This window comes from Pseudomonas sp. ATCC 13867, from assembly GCF_000349845.1.
Classification (GTDB): domain Bacteria; phylum Pseudomonadota; class Gammaproteobacteria; order Pseudomonadales; family Pseudomonadaceae; genus Pseudomonas.
The window spans coordinates 4570907-4586922 of the sequence record NC_020829.1 but is presented as its reverse complement, the minus strand read 5'-3'; the positions used below and the strand labels follow the sequence as shown (position 1 = coordinate 4586922).

Annotated in this window: 17 protein-coding genes; 11 read left to right on the top strand and 6 right to left on the bottom strand. The window is 67.0% G+C overall.

The window, feature by feature from the left end; genetic code table 11:
• The first annotated feature begins 146 nt into the window (after positions 1–146).
• Positions 147–1136: an NAD-dependent epimerase/dehydratase family protein gene (locus H681_RS20540; protein WP_015478818.1), complete on the top strand. Its 990-nt coding sequence runs from the start codon at positions 147–149 to the stop codon at positions 1134–1136.
• Between the two features lie 140 nt (positions 1137–1276).
• Here the strand turns inward: H681_RS20540 and H681_RS20535 are convergent, their stop codons facing one another.
• Positions 1277–1567, bottom strand: coding sequence for a hypothetical protein (locus H681_RS20535; protein ID WP_041712725.1), 291 nt, complete (start codon positions 1565–1567; stop codon positions 1277–1279).
• Between the two features lie 251 nt (positions 1568–1818).
• Between H681_RS20535 and H681_RS20530 the strand changes: the two genes are divergently transcribed.
• The 4 genes from H681_RS20530 (at position 1819) to H681_RS20515 (ending at position 5631) form a co-directional block, all read left to right on the top strand.
• Entirely contained in the window at positions 1819–2646 is an 828-nt protein-coding gene (locus tag H681_RS20530) for a hypothetical protein (protein WP_015478816.1), read from the top strand.
• Positions 2647–2833: 187 nt separating this feature from the next.
• Complete coding sequence (gene feoA / locus H681_RS20525) at positions 2834–3061, top strand: ferrous iron transporter A (RefSeq protein ID WP_015478815.1); 228 nt, start codon at positions 2834–2836, stop codon at positions 3059–3061.
• 6 nt (positions 3062–3067) lie between these two features.
• The gene (gene feoB / locus H681_RS20520) at positions 3068–5362 is read left to right on the top strand and encodes a Fe(2+) transporter permease subunit FeoB (protein ID WP_015478814.1); all 2295 of its coding nucleotides are present in this window, start codon (positions 3068–3070) and stop codon (positions 5360–5362) included.
• Positions 5362–5631, top strand: coding sequence for a FeoC-like transcriptional regulator (locus tag H681_RS20515; protein ID WP_015478813.1), 270 nt, complete (start codon positions 5362–5364; stop codon positions 5629–5631). The genes feoB and H681_RS20515 overlap by 1 nt, the downstream gene beginning before the upstream one ends.
• 267 nt (positions 5632–5898) lie before the next feature.
• On the opposite strand, the gene H681_RS20510 is transcribed toward H681_RS20515, so the two are convergent.
• Genes H681_RS20510 through H681_RS20500 form a run of 3 tightly spaced genes read right to left on the bottom strand, consistent with a single transcriptional unit; the run spans position 5899 to position 8508 of the window.
• Entirely contained in the window at positions 5899–6948 is a 1050-nt protein-coding gene (locus H681_RS20510; RefSeq protein ID WP_015478812.1) for an alkene reductase, read from the bottom strand.
• A gap of 30 nt (positions 6949–6978) precedes the next feature.
• Positions 6979–8142, bottom strand: a complete 1164-nt coding sequence (locus tag H681_RS20505; protein WP_015478811.1) for an MFS transporter — start codon at positions 8140–8142, stop codon at positions 6979–6981.
• Positions 8143–8190: 48 nt separating this feature from the next.
• A complete protein-coding gene (locus tag H681_RS20500) occupies positions 8191–8508 on the bottom strand; it encodes an ArsR/SmtB family transcription factor (protein ID WP_015478810.1) in 318 nt (105 codons plus the stop codon).
• 286 nt (positions 8509–8794) lie between these two features.
• Here H681_RS20500 and H681_RS20495 point away from each other — a divergent pair, with 286 nt between their 5' ends.
• Both H681_RS20495 and H681_RS20490 read left to right on the top strand, forming a co-directional pair.
• On the top strand, positions 8795–9388 hold the full coding sequence (locus H681_RS20495; protein WP_015478809.1) for an acyl carrier protein phosphodiesterase: 594 nt from the start codon (positions 8795–8797) through the stop codon (positions 9386–9388).
• Between the two features lie 78 nt (positions 9389–9466).
• Positions 9467–10330 (top strand): universal stress protein, encoded by an 864-nt coding sequence (locus H681_RS20490; protein WP_236620495.1) that lies wholly within the window; start codon positions 9467–9469, stop codon positions 10328–10330.
• A gap of 137 nt (positions 10331–10467) precedes the next feature.
• On the opposite strand, the gene H681_RS20485 is transcribed toward H681_RS20490, so the two are convergent.
• Both H681_RS20485 and olsB read right to left on the bottom strand, forming a co-directional pair.
• Complete coding sequence (locus H681_RS20485) at positions 10468–11235, bottom strand: lysophospholipid acyltransferase family protein (RefSeq protein WP_015478807.1); 768 nt, start codon at positions 11233–11235, stop codon at positions 10468–10470.
• Positions 11235–11990 (bottom strand): L-ornithine N(alpha)-acyltransferase, encoded by a 756-nt coding sequence (gene olsB, locus H681_RS20480; RefSeq protein ID WP_015478806.1) that lies wholly within the window; start codon positions 11988–11990, stop codon positions 11235–11237. Before olsB ends, H681_RS20485 begins: the two co-directional genes overlap by 1 nt.
• Positions 11991–12136: 146 nt before the next feature.
• Here olsB and H681_RS20475 point away from each other — a divergent pair, with 146 nt between their 5' ends.
• The 4 genes from H681_RS20475 to H681_RS20460 all read left to right on the top strand — a co-directional run bounded on the left by H681_RS20475 (position 12137) and on the right by H681_RS20460 (position 15724).
• On the top strand, positions 12137–13033 hold the full coding sequence (locus H681_RS20475) for an acyl-CoA/acyl-ACP dehydrogenase (RefSeq protein ID WP_015478805.1): 897 nt from the start codon (positions 12137–12139) through the stop codon (positions 13031–13033).
• A gap of 103 nt (positions 13034–13136) precedes the next feature.
• Entirely contained in the window at positions 13137–13922 is a 786-nt protein-coding gene (locus tag H681_RS20470) for an MBL fold metallo-hydrolase (protein WP_015478804.1), read from the top strand.
• A 342-nt stretch (positions 13923–14264) separates the two neighbouring features.
• A complete protein-coding gene (locus tag H681_RS20465) occupies positions 14265–15395 on the top strand; it encodes a serine hydrolase domain-containing protein (protein WP_015478803.1) in 1131 nt (376 codons plus the stop codon).
• Positions 15392–15724: a hypothetical protein gene (locus tag H681_RS20460; protein WP_015478802.1), complete on the top strand. Its 333-nt coding sequence runs from the start codon at positions 15392–15394 to the stop codon at positions 15722–15724. Before H681_RS20465 ends, H681_RS20460 begins: the two co-directional genes overlap by 4 nt.
• Positions 15725–16016: the final 292 nt, after the last annotated feature.

Below are 16016 nucleotides of genomic sequence, written 5' to 3'. Positions count from 1 at the left end.
GCTCACCGGCCTGTCACCGATCATACGTTGTGCAACCCTGGCGCCGCCGTGCGGTCTGCAAGGACTCGTTTCTGGCGTGCAAGGCCAGAGTGGCGCGGTGCGACGGCTGCTAGAGTCGCCGCACTGGAAGAACAGGAGTGGCGTGCATGAAGATTCTGATCACCGGAGCCAGCGGGTTCGTTGGCGGGCGCTTTGCCCGTTTCGCCCTGGAGCAGGGGCTGGCGGTGCGGGTGAACGGACGGCGCGCCGAAGCGTTGCAACCGCTGGCGGCGCGCGGCGCCGAGTTCATGGCGGGCGACCTCGCCGATCCGGCGCTGGTGCGCGCGTTGTGCAGCAATGTCGATGCCGTGGTGCATTGCGCCGGCGCGGTGGGCGTGTGGGGCAGCCACGAGTACTTTCACCAGGCCAACGTGAGCATGACCGAGTCGGTGGTCGAGGCCTGCCTCAAACAGAAGGTGCGCCGGCTGGTGCATCTGTCGTCGCCGTCGATCTATTTCGATGGCCGGCCCCATGTCGGCATCACCGAGCAGCAGGTGCCCAAGCGCTTCGCCAACCACTACGGTTCGACCAAATACCAGTCCGAGCGGGTCGCCCTCGGCGCCCAGGAGTTCGGCCTGGAGGTGCTGGCGCTGCGTCCGCGCTTCGTTACCGGCGCTGGCGACACCAGCATCTTCCCGCGGATGATCGCCGCGCACCGCAAGGGGCGCCTGCGGATCATCGGCCAGGGGCTGAACAAGGTGGACTTCACCAGCATCCAGAACCTCAACGACGCGCTGCTCGCCAGCCTGACGGCGGACGATGCGGCGCTCGGCCAGGCCTACAACATCAGCAACGGCCAGCCGCTGCCGCTGTGGGATGTGGTGAACTACGTGCTGCGCCGGCTGGACCTGCCGCCGGTGACGCAACACACGCCTTATCCCCTGGCTTACACCCTGGCGCTGCTCAACGAGGGCGTGTGCACGGTGCTGCCGGGACGCCCGGAGCCGACCCTGCACCGCCTGGGGATGGCGGTGATGGCCAAGGATTTCTCCCTGGACATCTCCCGCGCCCGCCGGTACCTCGACTACGACCCGCAGGCGAGCCTGTGGGATGCGCTGGATGAGTTCTGCGACTGGTGGCGGTTGCGCGGGGCGTAGCGCTCCTGCGCCATCTGTTATCCCGCTGCGAGAGCAGTTCTTGGCGCAGGACTTTCCGTGTAGGAGCGAGCTTGCTCGCGAACCGCACGGCACCGAAGTTCGGGTTGTTCGCGAGCAAGCTCGCTCCTACAAGAGAGGCGTCAGCGCGAGGGGCGGGCACCGCCACGCAGCGGTCCGGAGTAGTGCCGGTCGCCACTGCCCTGCATTGGCAGGAAGCTCGGCTCCTGCCCCACGCGGGGCAGCTTTACGCCGCTCAGCTCGCTCAGGCGTTCGCCCAGCTGGCGCGTTTCTTCGCACGCTGAGTCGGCGCAGGCACGCAGCATGCGCTCGATGGCGTCGCTCTGCTGGTACTGGATATCCAGTGCCTGTTCTTCACGCAGACGGCGGCGCAGTTCGCGCATGCAATCCAGGATGGCCTTGTTGAACTCGATCACCCGAGGTCCTCCCCGCGATGGGCGCCAACAGGGCGCCACGTGCCTGTGGCGGAGCAAGCGCCGTGCCACGATGTCGCAAGGCTGGCCGGCGCGGGGCGCGGGGGAACTGCACCGCTCGTGGCGGGGTCTTCTGTGCGCCGACGAGGTGCGTCGCGCTCCGTGATGGCACGCTGCTCACGCCTTCGCTTGAACGGATATACTGCGCCTTGCGCAGGCAACACGCCGCTTTATCCCCACAGGTTCACTCCATGCGTAACGACACGTTCGACGAATTTGATGATGTGCCCAGCCTTTCTACCGATGCTTCCGACCGCGACGAGTTCGGTCATCACCCGCGTCGCGTGGTCGAGCCCAGCGGCCGTCCGCTGCCCCAGCCGGTGAAGCGCGGCGGCAGCACCGGGCCGCTGTGGGCGCTGGTCGCGGCAATGGCCATCGCCCTGGGCGGCGTGGCCTGGTGGAGCCACCAGCAACTGTTGCTGATGGAGCAGCAACTGATCGCCACCCAGGAGAGCTTCGCCAAGATCAGCGAGGAAGCCGCCGGTCGCCTCGACGATATCCGTGGCAAGTTCGTCGCCAACGAATCCAGCGGTACCAGCGACCGCGAGGCGCTGAAGCTGCAGGTCAAGCAATTGCAGGGCCGCCTGGCCGAGCAGGCCAAGGCGCAGCAGACGTCCCTGTCGGAGTTCGATGGCGCGCAGGGCAAGCGCCTGGCGCAGGTCAGCGCCGACCTCAAGTCCCAGCAGGACAGCGCCGCGCTGCTGATGGCGCAACTTGACGGCAAGCTCAAGGCGATTGCCGACGAGCAGGCCAGGTTCAAGAACGTGCAGGCTGACCTCGCCGCCGCCAACCAGCAGATCCAGGGGCTGAACACCGAGATCGCCAACCTGAAGAAGCAGGGTAACCAGAGCCAGGCGATCAAGAGCATTCAGGACGACCTGCTGGTGCTGCGCTCCGAGGTGGACGGCCGCCAGGGCGACACCAAGGAGTTCGATGTCTTCCGCATCCAGGTGATGCGCAACATCAATACCCTGCAGCAGCAGGTGCAGAACCTCCAGCAGCAGCTCAGCGCCCGCTGATCCGCCGCAGGGAAAGCCCCCGCTCCGAAAGGACCGGGGGCTTTTTCTTGGCCATCCCTCTTTGGGGGTACTGACGGCAATTCTTGTCTTGAATCAGTTTCAGGGTCGGTTTCGAGGCGAATAATCGCTAACAAATGAGAGTCATTCCGATTCTCTTCTGTTTGGATCATTCGCCCGGAGGCTTCCCATGCACGATCTTCAAGCGCAACGCCGGTACCGCATCGCCGGTTACCGGCCCGGGATCGGTGCCGCCTTCCGCCAGCGGCTCTTTTCGATGGGGCTGCTGCCGGGAGCCGAATTGCAGGTGCGCCGCGTGGCGCCGCTGGGCGATCCGGTGCAGGTGGATACCCGCCAGTGCAGCCTGGTGCTGCGTCGCCGCGACCTGGCCTTCCTCCAACTGACCCCGCAGGACTGAACCGTCATGGACGAACTGCGCATCGGCCTGATCGGCAATCCCAACGCGGGCAAGACCACCCTGTTCAACCAGCTTACCGGCGCCCGCCAGCGGGTCGGTAACTGGGCTGGCGTCACCGTGGAGCGCAAGGAGGGCAGCTTCCGCACCGCGAGCCACAACGTGCGCCTGGTGGACCTGCCCGGCACCTACTCGCTGACCACGCTGTCGACCCAGGCCTCGCTGGACGAGCAGATCGCCCGGCGTTGCATCGTCGATGGCGAGGTGGACGTGCTGGTCAACGTGGTGGACGCCACCAACCTGGAACGCAACCTCTACCTCACCGTGCAGTTGCGCGAAATGGGGCTGCCCTGCGTGGTCGCGCTGAACATGCTCGACATCGCCCGCACCCAGGGTCTGAACATCGACCGCGAGGCGTTGGCGCGGGAGCTGGGTTGCCCGGTGGTGCCACTGGTCTCGACCCGTGGCGAAGGCATCGACGCGCTGAAGGAGGCCATCGATGGCCTGGGCACCCAGCAACCGCTGCAGGTGCCGTATCCCGCCTCGCTGCGCGACGCCGTCACCCAACTGCTGCCCGCCGACGCGCCGCCGGCCCAGGCCTGGATGGCGCTGCTGGCGCTGGAGGGCGACCTGCACAGCGCTCGTCAGCTCAAGCTCGACCCGCAGCGCCTGCTGGCCGCCCGCGATGCGATCCGCTGCGCCTGCGGCGAAGACCCGGAGCTGCTGCTGGTGGACGCGCGCTACCGGCTGATCGGCGAACTCTGCGAGCGTGCCAGCAACCACCGCGAGGCCACGCCGCACCGCCTGACCCAGGTGCTCGACCGCATTGCGCTGAACCGCTGGCTGGGCATCCCGGTGTTCCTCCTGGTGATGTACCTGATGTTCTTCTTCGCGATCACTCTGGGCGGCGCGTTGCAGCCGATCTTCGACCAGGGCTCCTCGGCACTCTTCATCGACGGCATCCAGTGGCTGGGCGCCCGCAGCGGTGCGCCGGACTGGCTGACCGCGCTGCTGGCCCAGGGCCTGGGCGGCGGGATCAACGCGGTGCTGCCGCTGATCCCGCAGATCGGCCTGATGTACCTGTTCCTCGCGCTGCTCGAAGACTCCGGCTACATGGCCCGCGCCGCCTTCGTCATGGACCGCCTGATGCAGGCCCTCGGCCTGCCGGGCAAGTCCTTCGTGCCGCTGATCGTCGGCTTCGGCTGCAACGTGCCGTCGATCATGGGCACCCGCACCCTGGACAACCCGCGCGAGCGCCTGATGACCTCGATGATGGCGCCGTTCATGTCCTGCGGTGCGCGGCTGGCGATCTTCGCCGTGTTCGCCGCGGCCTTCTTCGGCCAGAACGGCGCGCTGGCGATCTTCTCGCTGTACCTGCTGGGCATAGTCGTGGCGGTGCTCACCGGCCTGCTGCTGAAGCACACGCTGATGCGCGGCGAGGCCTCGCCCTTCGTCATGGAACTGCCGCTGTACCACGTGCCGCACCTGCGCAGCCTGCTGCTGCAGACCTGGATGCGCCTGCGCGCCTTCGTGGTTCGCGCGGGGACCGTGATCATCCTGGTCAGCCTGGTGATCGGCGGCCTCAACAGCGTCACGCTCGACGGTCGTCCGGTGCAGGGCGACATCGCCGACTCGGCGCTGTCCAGCCTCAGCCACAAGGTCACGCCGCTGCTGGCGCCGATGGGCGTGCACCCGGACAACTGGCAGGCCACCGTCGGCCTGGTCACCGGCGCGCTGGCCAAGGAAGTGGTGGTGGGCACCCTGAACACCCTGTACACCGCCGAGCACATCCAGGGCGAAGCCTTCGATGCCGACGGCTACGACCTCTGGGGCCAACTGAAACAGGCCGGGCAGGACACCCTCGACGGCCTGCGCGATTCCTTCAGCCTCAGCGTGCTGGCCAACCCGGTCGCCGCGAGCATGGCCGATGGCGAGATGGAGGAAGGCTCGATGGGTACCTTCGCCGCCAAGTTTGGCAGTCCGCTGGCCGCCTACAGCTACCTGGTGTTCGTGCTGCTCTACGTGCCCTGCGTGGCGACCCTCGGTGCGCTGACCCGCGAGAGCGGTCGAGGCTGGATGACCTTCGCGGTGTTCTGGGGCCTGAACGTGGCGTATTCGCTGGCGACCCTCTGCTACCAGGTCTTCAGCTTCGCCGAGCATCCGCGGTACAGCGCGGTGGCCATCGGCGTGGTGCTGGCGTTCAACCTGGTGCTGTTCCTGCTCCTGCGCTGGGTCGGTCGTCGCGGGCTGGACCTGGATGGCGAGCGCGAGCTGCGCGCGGCGCCGGCGGGGAGCTGCCACTGATGGCTACGGCAATCGCGGTGCGCAACCTGCTCGGCGAGATGGGCGAGGCGGATGTGCCGACCCTGGCACAACGCCTCGGGGCGTCGAAGGCGCTGCTCGAAGCGCTGCTGGAGCGGCTGCTGGCGATGGGCGTGGTGGAGAAGGTCGCGCCCGAACCGGCGGCCTGCGGGAGTTGCAAGGGGTGCGCGGAAGCGACGCGGTGTGCGACGCCGGGATATCGGTTGGCTGGTCGCAACGGCACCACGCCCTTGCGCTGGATCACCAGCTGAGCCCGGATCGCAGGATGGGTGGAGCCTGGGCGATACCCACGCTGTCGATGTCACGGATTGATGGGTATCGCTGCATGCGCCCTGGAGCTGCTCCGGTATCGAGCCCAGCGGCTTTTCGTAGGAGCGAGCTTGCTCGCGAACAGGCCTTGCTCCGACTCCGAGAGGTTCGCGAGCAAGCTCGCTCCTACAGATGGGACGTGTGCCTCTGGAAAACGAAAGGACGCCTTCGATTGACGGCGTCCTTTCGTTGGCGCTCGGCCCCAGCCCTTACAGGCGCGGGTAGTCCAGGTAGCCGACCGGGCCCCTGGCGTAGAAGGTCTCCGGGTGCGGCTCGTTCCAGGCGACGCCTTTTTCCAGGCGGGTCACCAGGTCCGGATTGGCGATGAAGGGAACGCCGAAGGCGACTGCATCCGCCTTGCCGCGCTCCAGCCACTGGGTGGCGGTTTCCTGGGTGAAGCTCTCGTTGGCGATGTACACGCCGCCGAAGATTTCCTTCAGTTTCGGGCCGATGCTGTCGTCGGCGGCCTTCTCGCGGGTGCAGATGAACGCCACGCCACGCTTGCCCAGTTCGCGGGCCACGTAGCCGAAGGTGGCCAGCGGGTCGGCGTCGCCCATGTCGTGGATGTCCATGCGCGGCGACAGGTGCACGCCGACGCGTCCGGCACCCCATACTTCGATGGCGGCGTCGGTGACTTCCAGCAACAGGCGCGCGCGGTTCTCGATGGAGCCGCCGTACTGGTCGGTGCGCTGGTTGGTGCTGCTCTGCAGGAACTGGTCGAGCAGGTAGCCGTTGGCGCCGTGGATTTCCACGCCGTCGAAACCGGCGGCCTTGGCGTTCTCGGCACCCTGATGATAGGCCTCGACGATGTCGGCGATCTCTTCGGTTTCCAGGGCGCGCGGGGTGACGAATTCCTTGAGCGGGCGCACCAGGCTGACATGGCCGGCCGGTTTGAGCGCACTCGGCGCCACCGGGGTTTCACCGTTCAGGTACAGCGGGTCGGAGATGCGGCCCACGTGCCACAGTTGCAGGAAGATACGACCGCCATTGGCATGTACGGCCTTGGTGATGTTGCTCCAGCCACGCACCTGGTCGTCCGACCAGATGCCGGGGGTGTCCGGATAGCCCACGCCCATCGGGGTCACCGAGGTGGCCTCGCTGATGATCAGGCCGGCGTCGGCGCGCTGGGTGTAATACTCGGCCATCAGCGCGTTGGGCACGCGGCCCTCGTCGGCACGGCAGCGGGTCAGCGGGGCCATGATGATGCGGTTGGGCAGTTCCAGGTCACCGATGACGATGGGATCGAAAAGCGTGGTCATTGCATTACTCCGGGGCGTGAGGGTGGAGGTTCAATCGAGGACGGGTTGCGTCTGGTTGGGCTTGCCGCTGAAGGCGATCATCACCGCGATCAGCGCCAGCACGGAGAGCACGGCGCCGGCCAGCGGCACGCGGGTCAGGCCCAGGCCGTGGTCGATGACGCTGCCGCCGACCCAGGCGCCGATGGCGTTGCCGACGTTGAAGGCGCCGATGTTCAGGGTGGCGACGAGGTTCGGCGCGGCGCCGCCGACGCGCACCACGTTGACCTGCAGGGCGGGCACCGCGGCGAAGGCGGCGGCGGCCCAGATGAACAGGGTGATCTCGGCCGGGATCAGCGAGGCGCTGGTCCAGCTGAGCAGGGTGGAGACGACGGCCATGACGGCGAACACGCCGGCCAGGGTGGTGCCCAGGCGCCAGTCGGCGAGGCGGCCGCCGAGGATGTTGCCCAGGGTCAGGCCGAGGCCGATCAGCACCAGGCTCCAGGTGATGCCGCGCGGCGAGACCTGGGTGACTTCGCCCAGCAGCGGTGCGACGTAGGTGAACAGGGCGAAGACCGCAGCGGAGAACAGCACGGTGGTGCCCAGCGCCAGCCACAGCGGGCCGTTGCGCAGCGCGGCGACTTCCTTGCGCATGTCCACCGCTTCTTCATCGTGCTTCTTCGGCAGCACGCTCCACAGGCCGATCAGCGCGAACACGCCGATCAAGGTCACCGCCCAGAACGGCGAACGCCAGCCGGCGATCTGCCCCAGCGCGGTGCCGGCGGGTACGCCGAGCACGTTGGCCAGGGTCAGACCGGTGAACATCAGCGCCACGGCGGACGCCTTGCGGTTGGCCGGCACCAGGCTGGCGGCGACCACCGAACCGATGCCGAAGAAGGCGCCGTGACACAGGGCGGTGATGATCCGCGCCAGCATCAGCAGGCCGTAGTTGGCGGCCACCGCACAGAGCAGGTTGCCGAGGATGAAGATGCCCATGAGCATCAGCAGCGCGGTCTTGCGCGGCAGGCGGGCGGTGAGCAGGGCCATGATCGGCGCGCCGATGGCAACGCTGAAGGCATAGCCGCTGACCAGCCAGCCAGCGGCGGGAATGCTCACGGAGAGGTCGCCCGCGACCTCGGGCAAGAGGCCCATGATCACGAATTCCGTGGTACCGATGGCAAACGCGGACAAAGCGAGGACGAGAAGCGAAGTGGGCATGCGCCTGCTCCTGGAAAAGTGGGATGTGTCTTGGCTGGCAGTAGCCGGTTACAGCGCTTCGCTCAGGTGGCGAACAAAGGCCTGGATGGTTTCTTCGTTGCGTTTGAAGAAGTTCCACTGGCCGACTTTTCGACTGGTCACCAGGCCCGCACGCTGGAGGGTGGCCAGATGCGCGGAGACGGTGGATTGCGACAGACCGGTGCGCTGGTCGAACTTGCCGGCGCAGACGCCGATCTCGAAGGATTGGTGCTCCTGCTCGACGAAGAATTTCTCCGGGTCCTTGAGCCAGTGCAGCATGTCGCGCCGCACCGGGTGGGCCAGGGCCTTGAAGATTTCGTCGAGATCGAGAGGGTTTTGTTCAGTCATGGGCACATCGGTATATCGCGTTGAGACGAACTATATATCGGTTAAAAACGATATGAGTTTATTTTAGGCGATAGTAATGATCGACAAGGGTGATATTAGCTGGGCACGTTGCTCCCGTAGGAGGACTCCGTCCGCAATGATTTCCCACCGCGCCGGGGCATGCTCTTGTAGGAGCGAGCTTGCTCGCGAACCTCTCGGCAGCGGAGCGGCGCACGTTCGCGAGCGAGGACTGGGCGTCCCCCTCGGTCCTACAGGTTGGTCATGGTTCCGCGCTAAGCTCACCGTCATGAACTATCTCGCGCATCTCCATTTGGGTGGCGACCGGCCCGCCCAGCTGCTCGGCAGCCTCTACGGCGACTTCGTCAAGGGACCGCTCGCCGGCCGGTGGCCTTCCGACATCGAGGCGGCCATCCGCGTGCATCGGCGCATCGATGCCTTCACCGATAGTCACCCTTTGATACACATTGCCAAGACACGCTTCCCGCAGGAGCGCCGACGCATGGCGGGCGTCCTTCTGGACGTGTTTTTCGACCACTGCCTGGCCCGCGATTGGACGCGCTTCTCTGACGAGCCGCTGGAGTGCTTCACCCAACGCGTATACGGTGTACTGGGCCGCACGCCCGGCTTGCCGGAGCGTCTGGCCTACATTGCACCGCGCATGGCCGCGCAGGATTGGCTCGGCAGTTATCGGCAGTTCGAGGTGCTGCAGGATGTGGTGTTCGGGATGTCCCGGCGGCTTTCGCGTCCGGCCCTGCTGGACGGCGCCTGGGAGGAACTGGAGCGGCTGTACCTGCCGCTGAACGCCGATTTCCGCGAGTTCTACCCGCAACTGCAGTCGTTTGTCCGAACGTTGCCGGAGTCGCTGGACGTCCCGAGCTGACTTGATATGTGTCAACCGTCTGGCGCACCGGAGCGTGTGCAATAGATGCATCTGAAGGACGACGAGAGGAGCAGCAAGATGAAGTCGTTAATGGTCGCAACGGATCTGTCTGGCCGTTCGGAAAAGGCCTTACACCGCGCGGCGGCGCTCGCCAAGCGCTACGCCTGCCCCTGGACCGTGCTTTACGTGGTCGACGAGGACCAGCCGACCGCGCTGGTCGAACAGGAGGCGACCCAGGTCAAGATGATGCTGGAGGCGCGCCTGGTGGAGCTCACCGAACTGGGTGGCAGCAGCCCGACACTGATGGTCGAGCGTGGCGATCCGAATCAGCGGATTCTCTCCGCGGCCAAGAGCCAGAACGCCGAACTGCTGGTGATGGGCGCCCATCGCAAGAGCGTGCTGCGTGACATCTTCGTCGGCACCACGGTCGAGCGCGTGTTGCGCGCCGGCCAGTTGCCGGTCCTGGTGGTCAACCAGCCGGCGAACGGTGAATACCGCGACCTGCTGCTGGCACTGGACATTTCCCATGCCTCGGCCAACGCGGTGAATGTCGCGGCGGCGCTGGGCCTGCTCGACGGCGCGGTGTGCCGTGGGGTCTACGCCTTCAGCCCGCTGGCCAAGGGCATGATGCAGTACTCCGGGGTCAGCGAGGAGCGGGTCGACGAGTTCGTCAGCACCGAGACGCGCCAGGCCGTGGACGAGTTGAAGAAATTCCTGCGCGACGAGCAGTTGGACAATCGTATCGATGAACAACTGGTGGCCGTCGGGCTGCCGGGCAACGTGCTGCAGCGGATGGTCGACAAGCATCGGCCCGATCTGCTGGTCATGGGCACTCGGGGTATGGGTGGGGTCAAGCGTGCCCTGATCGGCAGTGTTGCCGACTACGCTCTGCGCGAGCTGGATTGTGACATCCTGGTCGTGCCGCCGGAGGCCGGCGCCTAGAGGCTGTTTTCAGGCTTCGCCGGGCGGCTCGAGGGTGCCGCCCGGCGCAGTTCGAAAGCCGTTTCGTCAGAGGAGGAACCCGCCGGCCGTCGGTTACGGCGGGCTCCAATCCCTTCCTCGTTTTCTCTCTGCTTCTCTCAGGCCGCGATGGCCGTCTCTGCTTGAACGTCACACACCACGGCGTGGATTGCGGCGTGCGCCTGTCTGGCCAGCAGGTTGCGGTCCTGATGGGCGCTGGACAGCGCCGGCAGCAGGTGGACTTCCACCACACCCCGATCATTGTCGAACAGGCGCTTCAGGTGGCTGACCAGATCATCGTCGCCAATGAACGGCGCCAGCTCGCACGCCTGGCCGTTGCGGCGGTAGCGCAGCGCCACCGGCTGCACCGGCACGCCGGCTTCGATGGCGCTGGCCATCAGGCGACCGTGGAAGGTGCGCAGGCCCTGGCCGTCGGTGGTGGTGCCTTCGGGGAAGACCAGCAGCGAACGACCGTGCGCGAGCTGGGTGGCCAGTTGCGCATTGACCATCCGCGCGTCGCCCGAGCCACGGCGGATGAACAGCGTACCGGCTTTCTCCGCCAGCCAGCCGGCCACCGGCCACCGGCGTACTTCCGCCTTGGACAGGAAGGTCAGCGGCAGCAGCCCGCCCAGCAGTGGAATATCGACCCAGGAGACATGGTTGGAGACCCACAGCATCGGCTGCGCGGGCAACTCGCCGTGCACCTGCAACTCGAAGGGCAGGGCGCCGGACAGGCGCGCCAGGAACCAGCGCGTCAGGCGCTGGCGCAGCGGCATGCGGTCGCCGGGCAGGCGCTCCAGCAGGCTGACGAAGCCGGCCAGCGCGAGGCCCACCAGCAATAAGGACAGCAGGCGGGCGACGCGCAGCCAGGCGCGCAGGCTGCGCATCAGACCGCGGCCTTGAAGTGGCGGGCGTAGCGCGGGCAGAGTTCGTCACGCTTGAGCAGGATGAACACGTCGGCAACGCCGAAGTCCGGGTCCCAGCAGGGCTCGCCGCAGATCTTCGCGCCCAGGCGCATGTAAGCCTTGAGCAGCGGCGGCAGTTCGGCGGTGAGGTTGTCCGGCAGCTCCAGCGGCGGTAGCGGCGTCTTGGGCTCGGCGCGCAGGTTCTGCCGGCACAGGTAGCGGTCGCGCAAGCGCTGCATCACCGCGCGGGCCTGGATGCCGCCGTCGCGCATGGGGATGCTGGCGCAGCCCATCAGGTAGCGGTAGCCGCCTTCGTTGAGCACTTCGGCCAGTTCGCTCCAGAGCACGGCGATGGTGCCGCCATTGCGGTAGTCCGGGTCGACGCAGGTGCGGCCGATTTCCAGCACCGGGCCCTGCAGGTTGTCCAGGCCGTCGAGGGCGAATTCCTCTTCGCTGTAGAAGCGACCCAGGCGCTGCGCGGCGCGGTGGTCGAGCAGGCGGGTGGTGGCCACCAGCGCGCCGGTGTTGAGATCGCGCACGCCGATGTGGGCGCAGTGGCGGTCGTAGTCGTCCATGTCCAGCCCCAGGTCCGCGCCCTTGAGCCGGGCATCGAACTCGCTGCTGAACACACGGTAACGCAGGGCCTGGGCTTCGCGCAGGGCGCGGGCGCCGCGCAGACGCACGGCCTTGAGACGGCGTTCTGCCGGGGTGTCACAGGAGAGGGCGATCTGACTCATGCGAGGCCTCCGTGAGCCGGCCATGCGGGTTGCGGCCGGTCGGCTTTGTTGTGCAAGCTCAGGCTAGGAATGAGCAGTGTCACCCCCATGACGGTGCGGTGATGCTTGTATGACAACGACGAAAGCCCTGAAGAAGGAGCGCCGCGATGCCCTGGAAATGCCTGCTCGGCCCGCAGGATCGACTGCCCGCCGGAGTCCCGCTGGACGACTGGTACGCCGAGCTGCTCGAACGCGCCGGCCACGCCGGCAGCTTCGAACTGGCGGTGCTCGGCGGACGCCTGGCGGCCACGCCGGGGTTGGCCTTCCTCGCCGGCTACCAGGCCGCCCTGCGCGCGCTCTGGCCGGCGGCGCCGCTGAGCCTGGGGGCGCTGTGCGTGACCGAGAAGAAGAGCGTGCGTCCGGCCGACCTGCAGACCCGCCTGGACGGCCTGGTATTGCACGGCCGCAAGGACTTCGCCACCGCCGCGGACCGCGCGGCCTGGTGGCTGGTGGCGGCGCGCGACGAAGACGACGGCGAGCCGCCGCGCCTGGCGATGACCGTGGTGCTTGCCGGCACGCCCGGCGCCTCGCTGGAGCCACTGCCGGCCTTGCCGCTGCTGCCGGACATTCCCCACGCCCGCCTGCTGCTCGACGGCGCCCATTGCGAACGCCTGCCCGGCGATGGCTGGGAAACCTACAGCAAACCCTTCCGCACCCTGGAAGACGCCCATGTACTGGCCGCGATCTGCGCCTGGCTCTACGGCCTGGCCAATGCGTTGCGCTGGCCGGCGGAACTGACGCTACGTCTGGTCGGCGTGCTGGCCGGTTGCGCGGAAGTGAGCCGGCAACCGGCCAGCCAGGTGGAAACCCACTTGCTGCTCGCCGGCGTGTTCAGCCAGTTCGAGGGACTGTCGGCGGCGCTGGAGACCGCGTTCGCCACGGCCGACCCGGCCCTGGCGGCGGCCTGGAGGCGCGACCGTGGCGTCCTGGCGATCGCCAGCGCGGCGCGGGCCAAGCGCCTGGAGAAGGCGCGTACGGCGTTGGGACTTGATCCAGGTCAGTGAGCACGGGGGGAGGGGTGGTTAGCCTTTGCGCCTTTTCTGCGGTTGTACCTAGAAATTTCCGCGCGACTACCCACTGTTTTCCAATCTCGACAGGAAACTCCCCATGCGACGCGAACCCATCGTGCTGTTCGACGACGGCAAACACCAGTGCCTGTGTTTCGATGATCTGGTGAGCGGCGATGGGGTTCAGTCCAACCAGTTCCTGATCGTCGACCACGACAAGCGCCTGCTGCTCGATCCGGGCGGCGACCTGACCTATACGCCGCTGTCGCTGGAACTCTCCAAGCTGTTCCCGCTGCAGGACCTGGACTACATCTTCGCCTCGCACCAGGACCCGGACATCATCGCCGCGCTGGACAAGTGGCTGCTGCACACCCGCGCCAGGGTCATCTGCTCCAAGCTCTGGGCGCGCTTCCTGCCGCACCTGACGGCCAGCTACCTGGCGGTCAGCCACGGCATCTCCACCTATGACCGGGTCATCCCGCTGCCCGACCGCGGCGAGTCGGTGCAACTGGGCCGCTGCCAGCTGAAGATGATCCCCGCGCACTTCCTGCACTCGGTGGGCAACTTCCAGATCTACGACCCGATCAGCAGGATCCTCTTCTCCGGCGACATGGGCGCCTCCCTGGTGGATGACGCCAGCCCCGTGCAGGACTTCGCCGCCCACCTGCCGTATATGGAAGGCTTCCACCGCCGCTACATGGCCTCCAACAAGGTCACCCGGCTGTGGGCTTCGATGGTGCGCGGCATGGACGTCGAGATGATCGTGCCGCAGCACGGCCGGCCCCTGGTCGGCAAAGAGACCATCAGTGCCTTCCTCTACTGGATCGAGAACCTGCAATGCGGCATGGATCTGCTGGGGCCGGAGGACTATCAGGTACCGCGCTAAGACCCTGTCCACGAGCGGCTGCGCGCCGGTATAGCGATGCTGGAAGCGGGCCGGCCGCTTGCGGCCAACGCACTTCAGTGCGGCCCCGGAGACGCGAGCGAAGCGGGTAGTGCTCATTTACAGCCCATAGACTCCGCTTCCTGGCCGGTTCGATTCGCCAGCGCTCACCCTCCTGCCGTTGCTCCCGCCGGTCGTTGCGCCTTGTTCTGCCCAGGCTCGCGAGAGCCTGGACAAGGCCTGACCGATTGCGCCAATCGTCCTTGAACTCGGCACGATCGGCGCTTATTTCGTCATCTTCGCCGTGCTAGGGTGCGGACCGACCCGATAACAAGAGGCCCCTCGATGCCCATCTTCTCCTACAGGCCGATACTGCGCGCCCTGGCGCTCGCCAGTTGCCTGCTCGGCGGCCATGCCTTCGGCGCCGACACCTGGCCCGAAGCCGACTGGCCCCACGGCGCCATGCCCAGCGGCGCGGCTGTCCAGGCATTCGAAAACTACGCGTTCCCCACCCGCGACGACGCGACCCGCAAGGGCGTGCGCACCGACGCCGTGGTGGTGATCCGCGACGGCCAACTGATCTACGAACGCTACGCCGGCCCGACCCAGGCGCAGACGCCGCACCTGGCCTGGTCGATGAGCAAGAGCGTAATGGCCAGCGTGCTCGGCGTGGCCTTCGGTGAAGGCCGCTTCCAGCTCGACGATCCGGTGGCCCGTCATTACGCGCCCTTCGCCGCGCACCGCGACATCAACATGCGCCACCTGCTCAACTGGGCCTCGGGCCTGGCCTGGCAGGAAGACTACGAGTACGCCCCGGTGCGCTCCTCGGTGGTGGCGATGCTCTACACCCGTGGCCGCGAGGACATGGCCAAGTTCACCGCCGATTTCCCGCTCGATGCGATTCCGGGGCAGCGCTTCCGCTACTCCAGCGGCGACAGCAACGTGCTCTCGGCGACGCTCAGGCAGATGGTCGGTCCCCGGGATTACGCGGACTACCCCTGGACCGCGCTGTTCCAGCCGCTGGGTATCCAGTCGGCGGTGTGGGAGCGCGATGCCAGCGGCACCTTCGTCGGCTCTTCCTACGCCTACATGACCGCCCGCGACATGGCCCGCATCGGCCTGCTGATGCAGCGCGGCGGCCGCTGGAAGGAGCGTCAGCTGCTGCCGCAGGCGTGGATGCAGTTCGTCCTCGCGCCGTTCCCCAACTACAAGCCGCAGGCGGAAAAGCCCGGCGAAGCGGTGCCCGGCGGCCAGTGGTGGCTGAACCGCGCGGTGGCCGGCGCGCCGTCGCCCTGGCCGAGCGCGCCGGAAGACACCTTCGCCGCCCTCGGCCACTGGGGCCAGGCGCTCTACGTGATCCCCGGGCAGAAGCTGGTGATCGTGCGCTATGCCGACGACCGCGACGGCAGCTACCAGCACGACGCCTTCCTCAAGCTCGCCCAGGCGGCCTTCGCCCAGTCGGAGGTGCAGCCATGATCCGCCGTCATCCGATCCTCACCGCACTGGTCCTGCTGCTGCTCATGCTCGCCGCCACGGCCTGGCAGAACCGCATCCACCTGGCCGCCTTCCCCGGCATCATCGGCGCCTACACCGCCAAGGAGTACTGCTCCTGCCGTTACGTTATGGGGAACTCAGCGGACTATTGCCGGGCCTATACCCAGCAGTACGTGCCGATCAGCGCCTTGCTCGACGACGAAGCGCGCAAGCGGGTGACCGCCCGCGGCCTCGGCAGTACCCAGACAGCCGCCTGGCTCGGTGCGCGCGAGGGATGCCAACTGATGCCCCAGGCGGATGAATTGCCCTGATCGGGCAACCACTGAGAACGCGATTGCGATCTGCTATGCGTCGGCAGAACTGCGTTAAAAACCGGCTCGCAAGCCGCTTGCGGCTAACGCACTTCAGTGCGGCCCCGGAGGGGCGAGCGAAGCGAGTAATGCTCATTTACGGCTTGTAAATTGCGCTTCCTCGCCTGTTTGATTCGCTGGCGCTCACCCTTCGGGCAGCCTTCGGCTGTTACTCCCGTTGGTCGTTGCGCCTGGTTCTGCTCTGGCTAGCGAGATCGTAATCTCGTTTTGACGGGCGCGTCCCACGGAGCGG

Excerpts from the sequence above, each read along its gene's own strand:
- H681_RS20500 (WP_015478810.1), bottom strand. The coding sequence starts at position 8,508 with ATGACTGAACAAAACCCTCTCGATCTCGACGAAATCTTCAAGGCCCTG.
- H681_RS20495 (WP_015478809.1), top strand. The coding sequence starts at position 8,795 with ATGAACTATCTCGCGCATCTCCATTTGGGTGGCGACCGGCCCGCCCAG.
- H681_RS20470 (WP_015478804.1), top strand. The coding sequence starts at position 13,137 with ATGCGACGCGAACCCATCGTGCTGTTCGACGACGGCAAACACCAGTGC.
- olsB (WP_015478806.1), bottom strand. The coding sequence starts at position 11,990 with ATGAGTCAGATCGCCCTCTCCTGTGACACCCCGGCAGAACGCCGTCTC.
- H681_RS20505 (WP_015478811.1), bottom strand. The coding sequence starts at position 8,142 with ATGCCCACTTCGCTTCTCGTCCTCGCTTTGTCCGCGTTTGCCATCGGT.
- H681_RS20515 (WP_015478813.1), top strand. The coding sequence starts at position 5,362 with ATGGCTACGGCAATCGCGGTGCGCAACCTGCTCGGCGAGATGGGCGAG.
- H681_RS20540 (WP_015478818.1), top strand. The coding sequence starts at position 147 with ATGAAGATTCTGATCACCGGAGCCAGCGGGTTCGTTGGCGGGCGCTTT.
- H681_RS20485 (WP_015478807.1), bottom strand. The coding sequence starts at position 11,235 with ATGCGCAGCCTGCGCGCCTGGCTGCGCGTCGCCCGCCTGCTGTCCTTA.
- H681_RS20510 (WP_015478812.1), bottom strand. The coding sequence starts at position 6,948 with ATGACCACGCTTTTCGATCCCATCGTCATCGGTGACCTGGAACTGCCC.
- H681_RS20460 (WP_015478802.1), top strand. The coding sequence starts at position 15,392 with ATGATCCGCCGTCATCCGATCCTCACCGCACTGGTCCTGCTGCTGCTC.
- H681_RS20465 (WP_015478803.1), top strand. The coding sequence starts at position 14,265 with ATGCCCATCTTCTCCTACAGGCCGATACTGCGCGCCCTGGCGCTCGCC.
- H681_RS20475 (WP_015478805.1), top strand. The coding sequence starts at position 12,137 with ATGCCCTGGAAATGCCTGCTCGGCCCGCAGGATCGACTGCCCGCCGGA.
- feoA (WP_015478815.1), top strand. The coding sequence starts at position 2,834 with ATGCACGATCTTCAAGCGCAACGCCGGTACCGCATCGCCGGTTACCGG.
- H681_RS20490 (WP_236620495.1), top strand. The coding sequence starts at position 9,467 with ATGAAGTCGTTAATGGTCGCAACGGATCTGTCTGGCCGTTCGGAAAAG.
- H681_RS20530 (WP_015478816.1), top strand. The coding sequence starts at position 1,819 with ATGCGTAACGACACGTTCGACGAATTTGATGATGTGCCCAGCCTTTCT.
- feoB (WP_015478814.1), top strand. The coding sequence starts at position 3,068 with ATGGACGAACTGCGCATCGGCCTGATCGGCAATCCCAACGCGGGCAAG.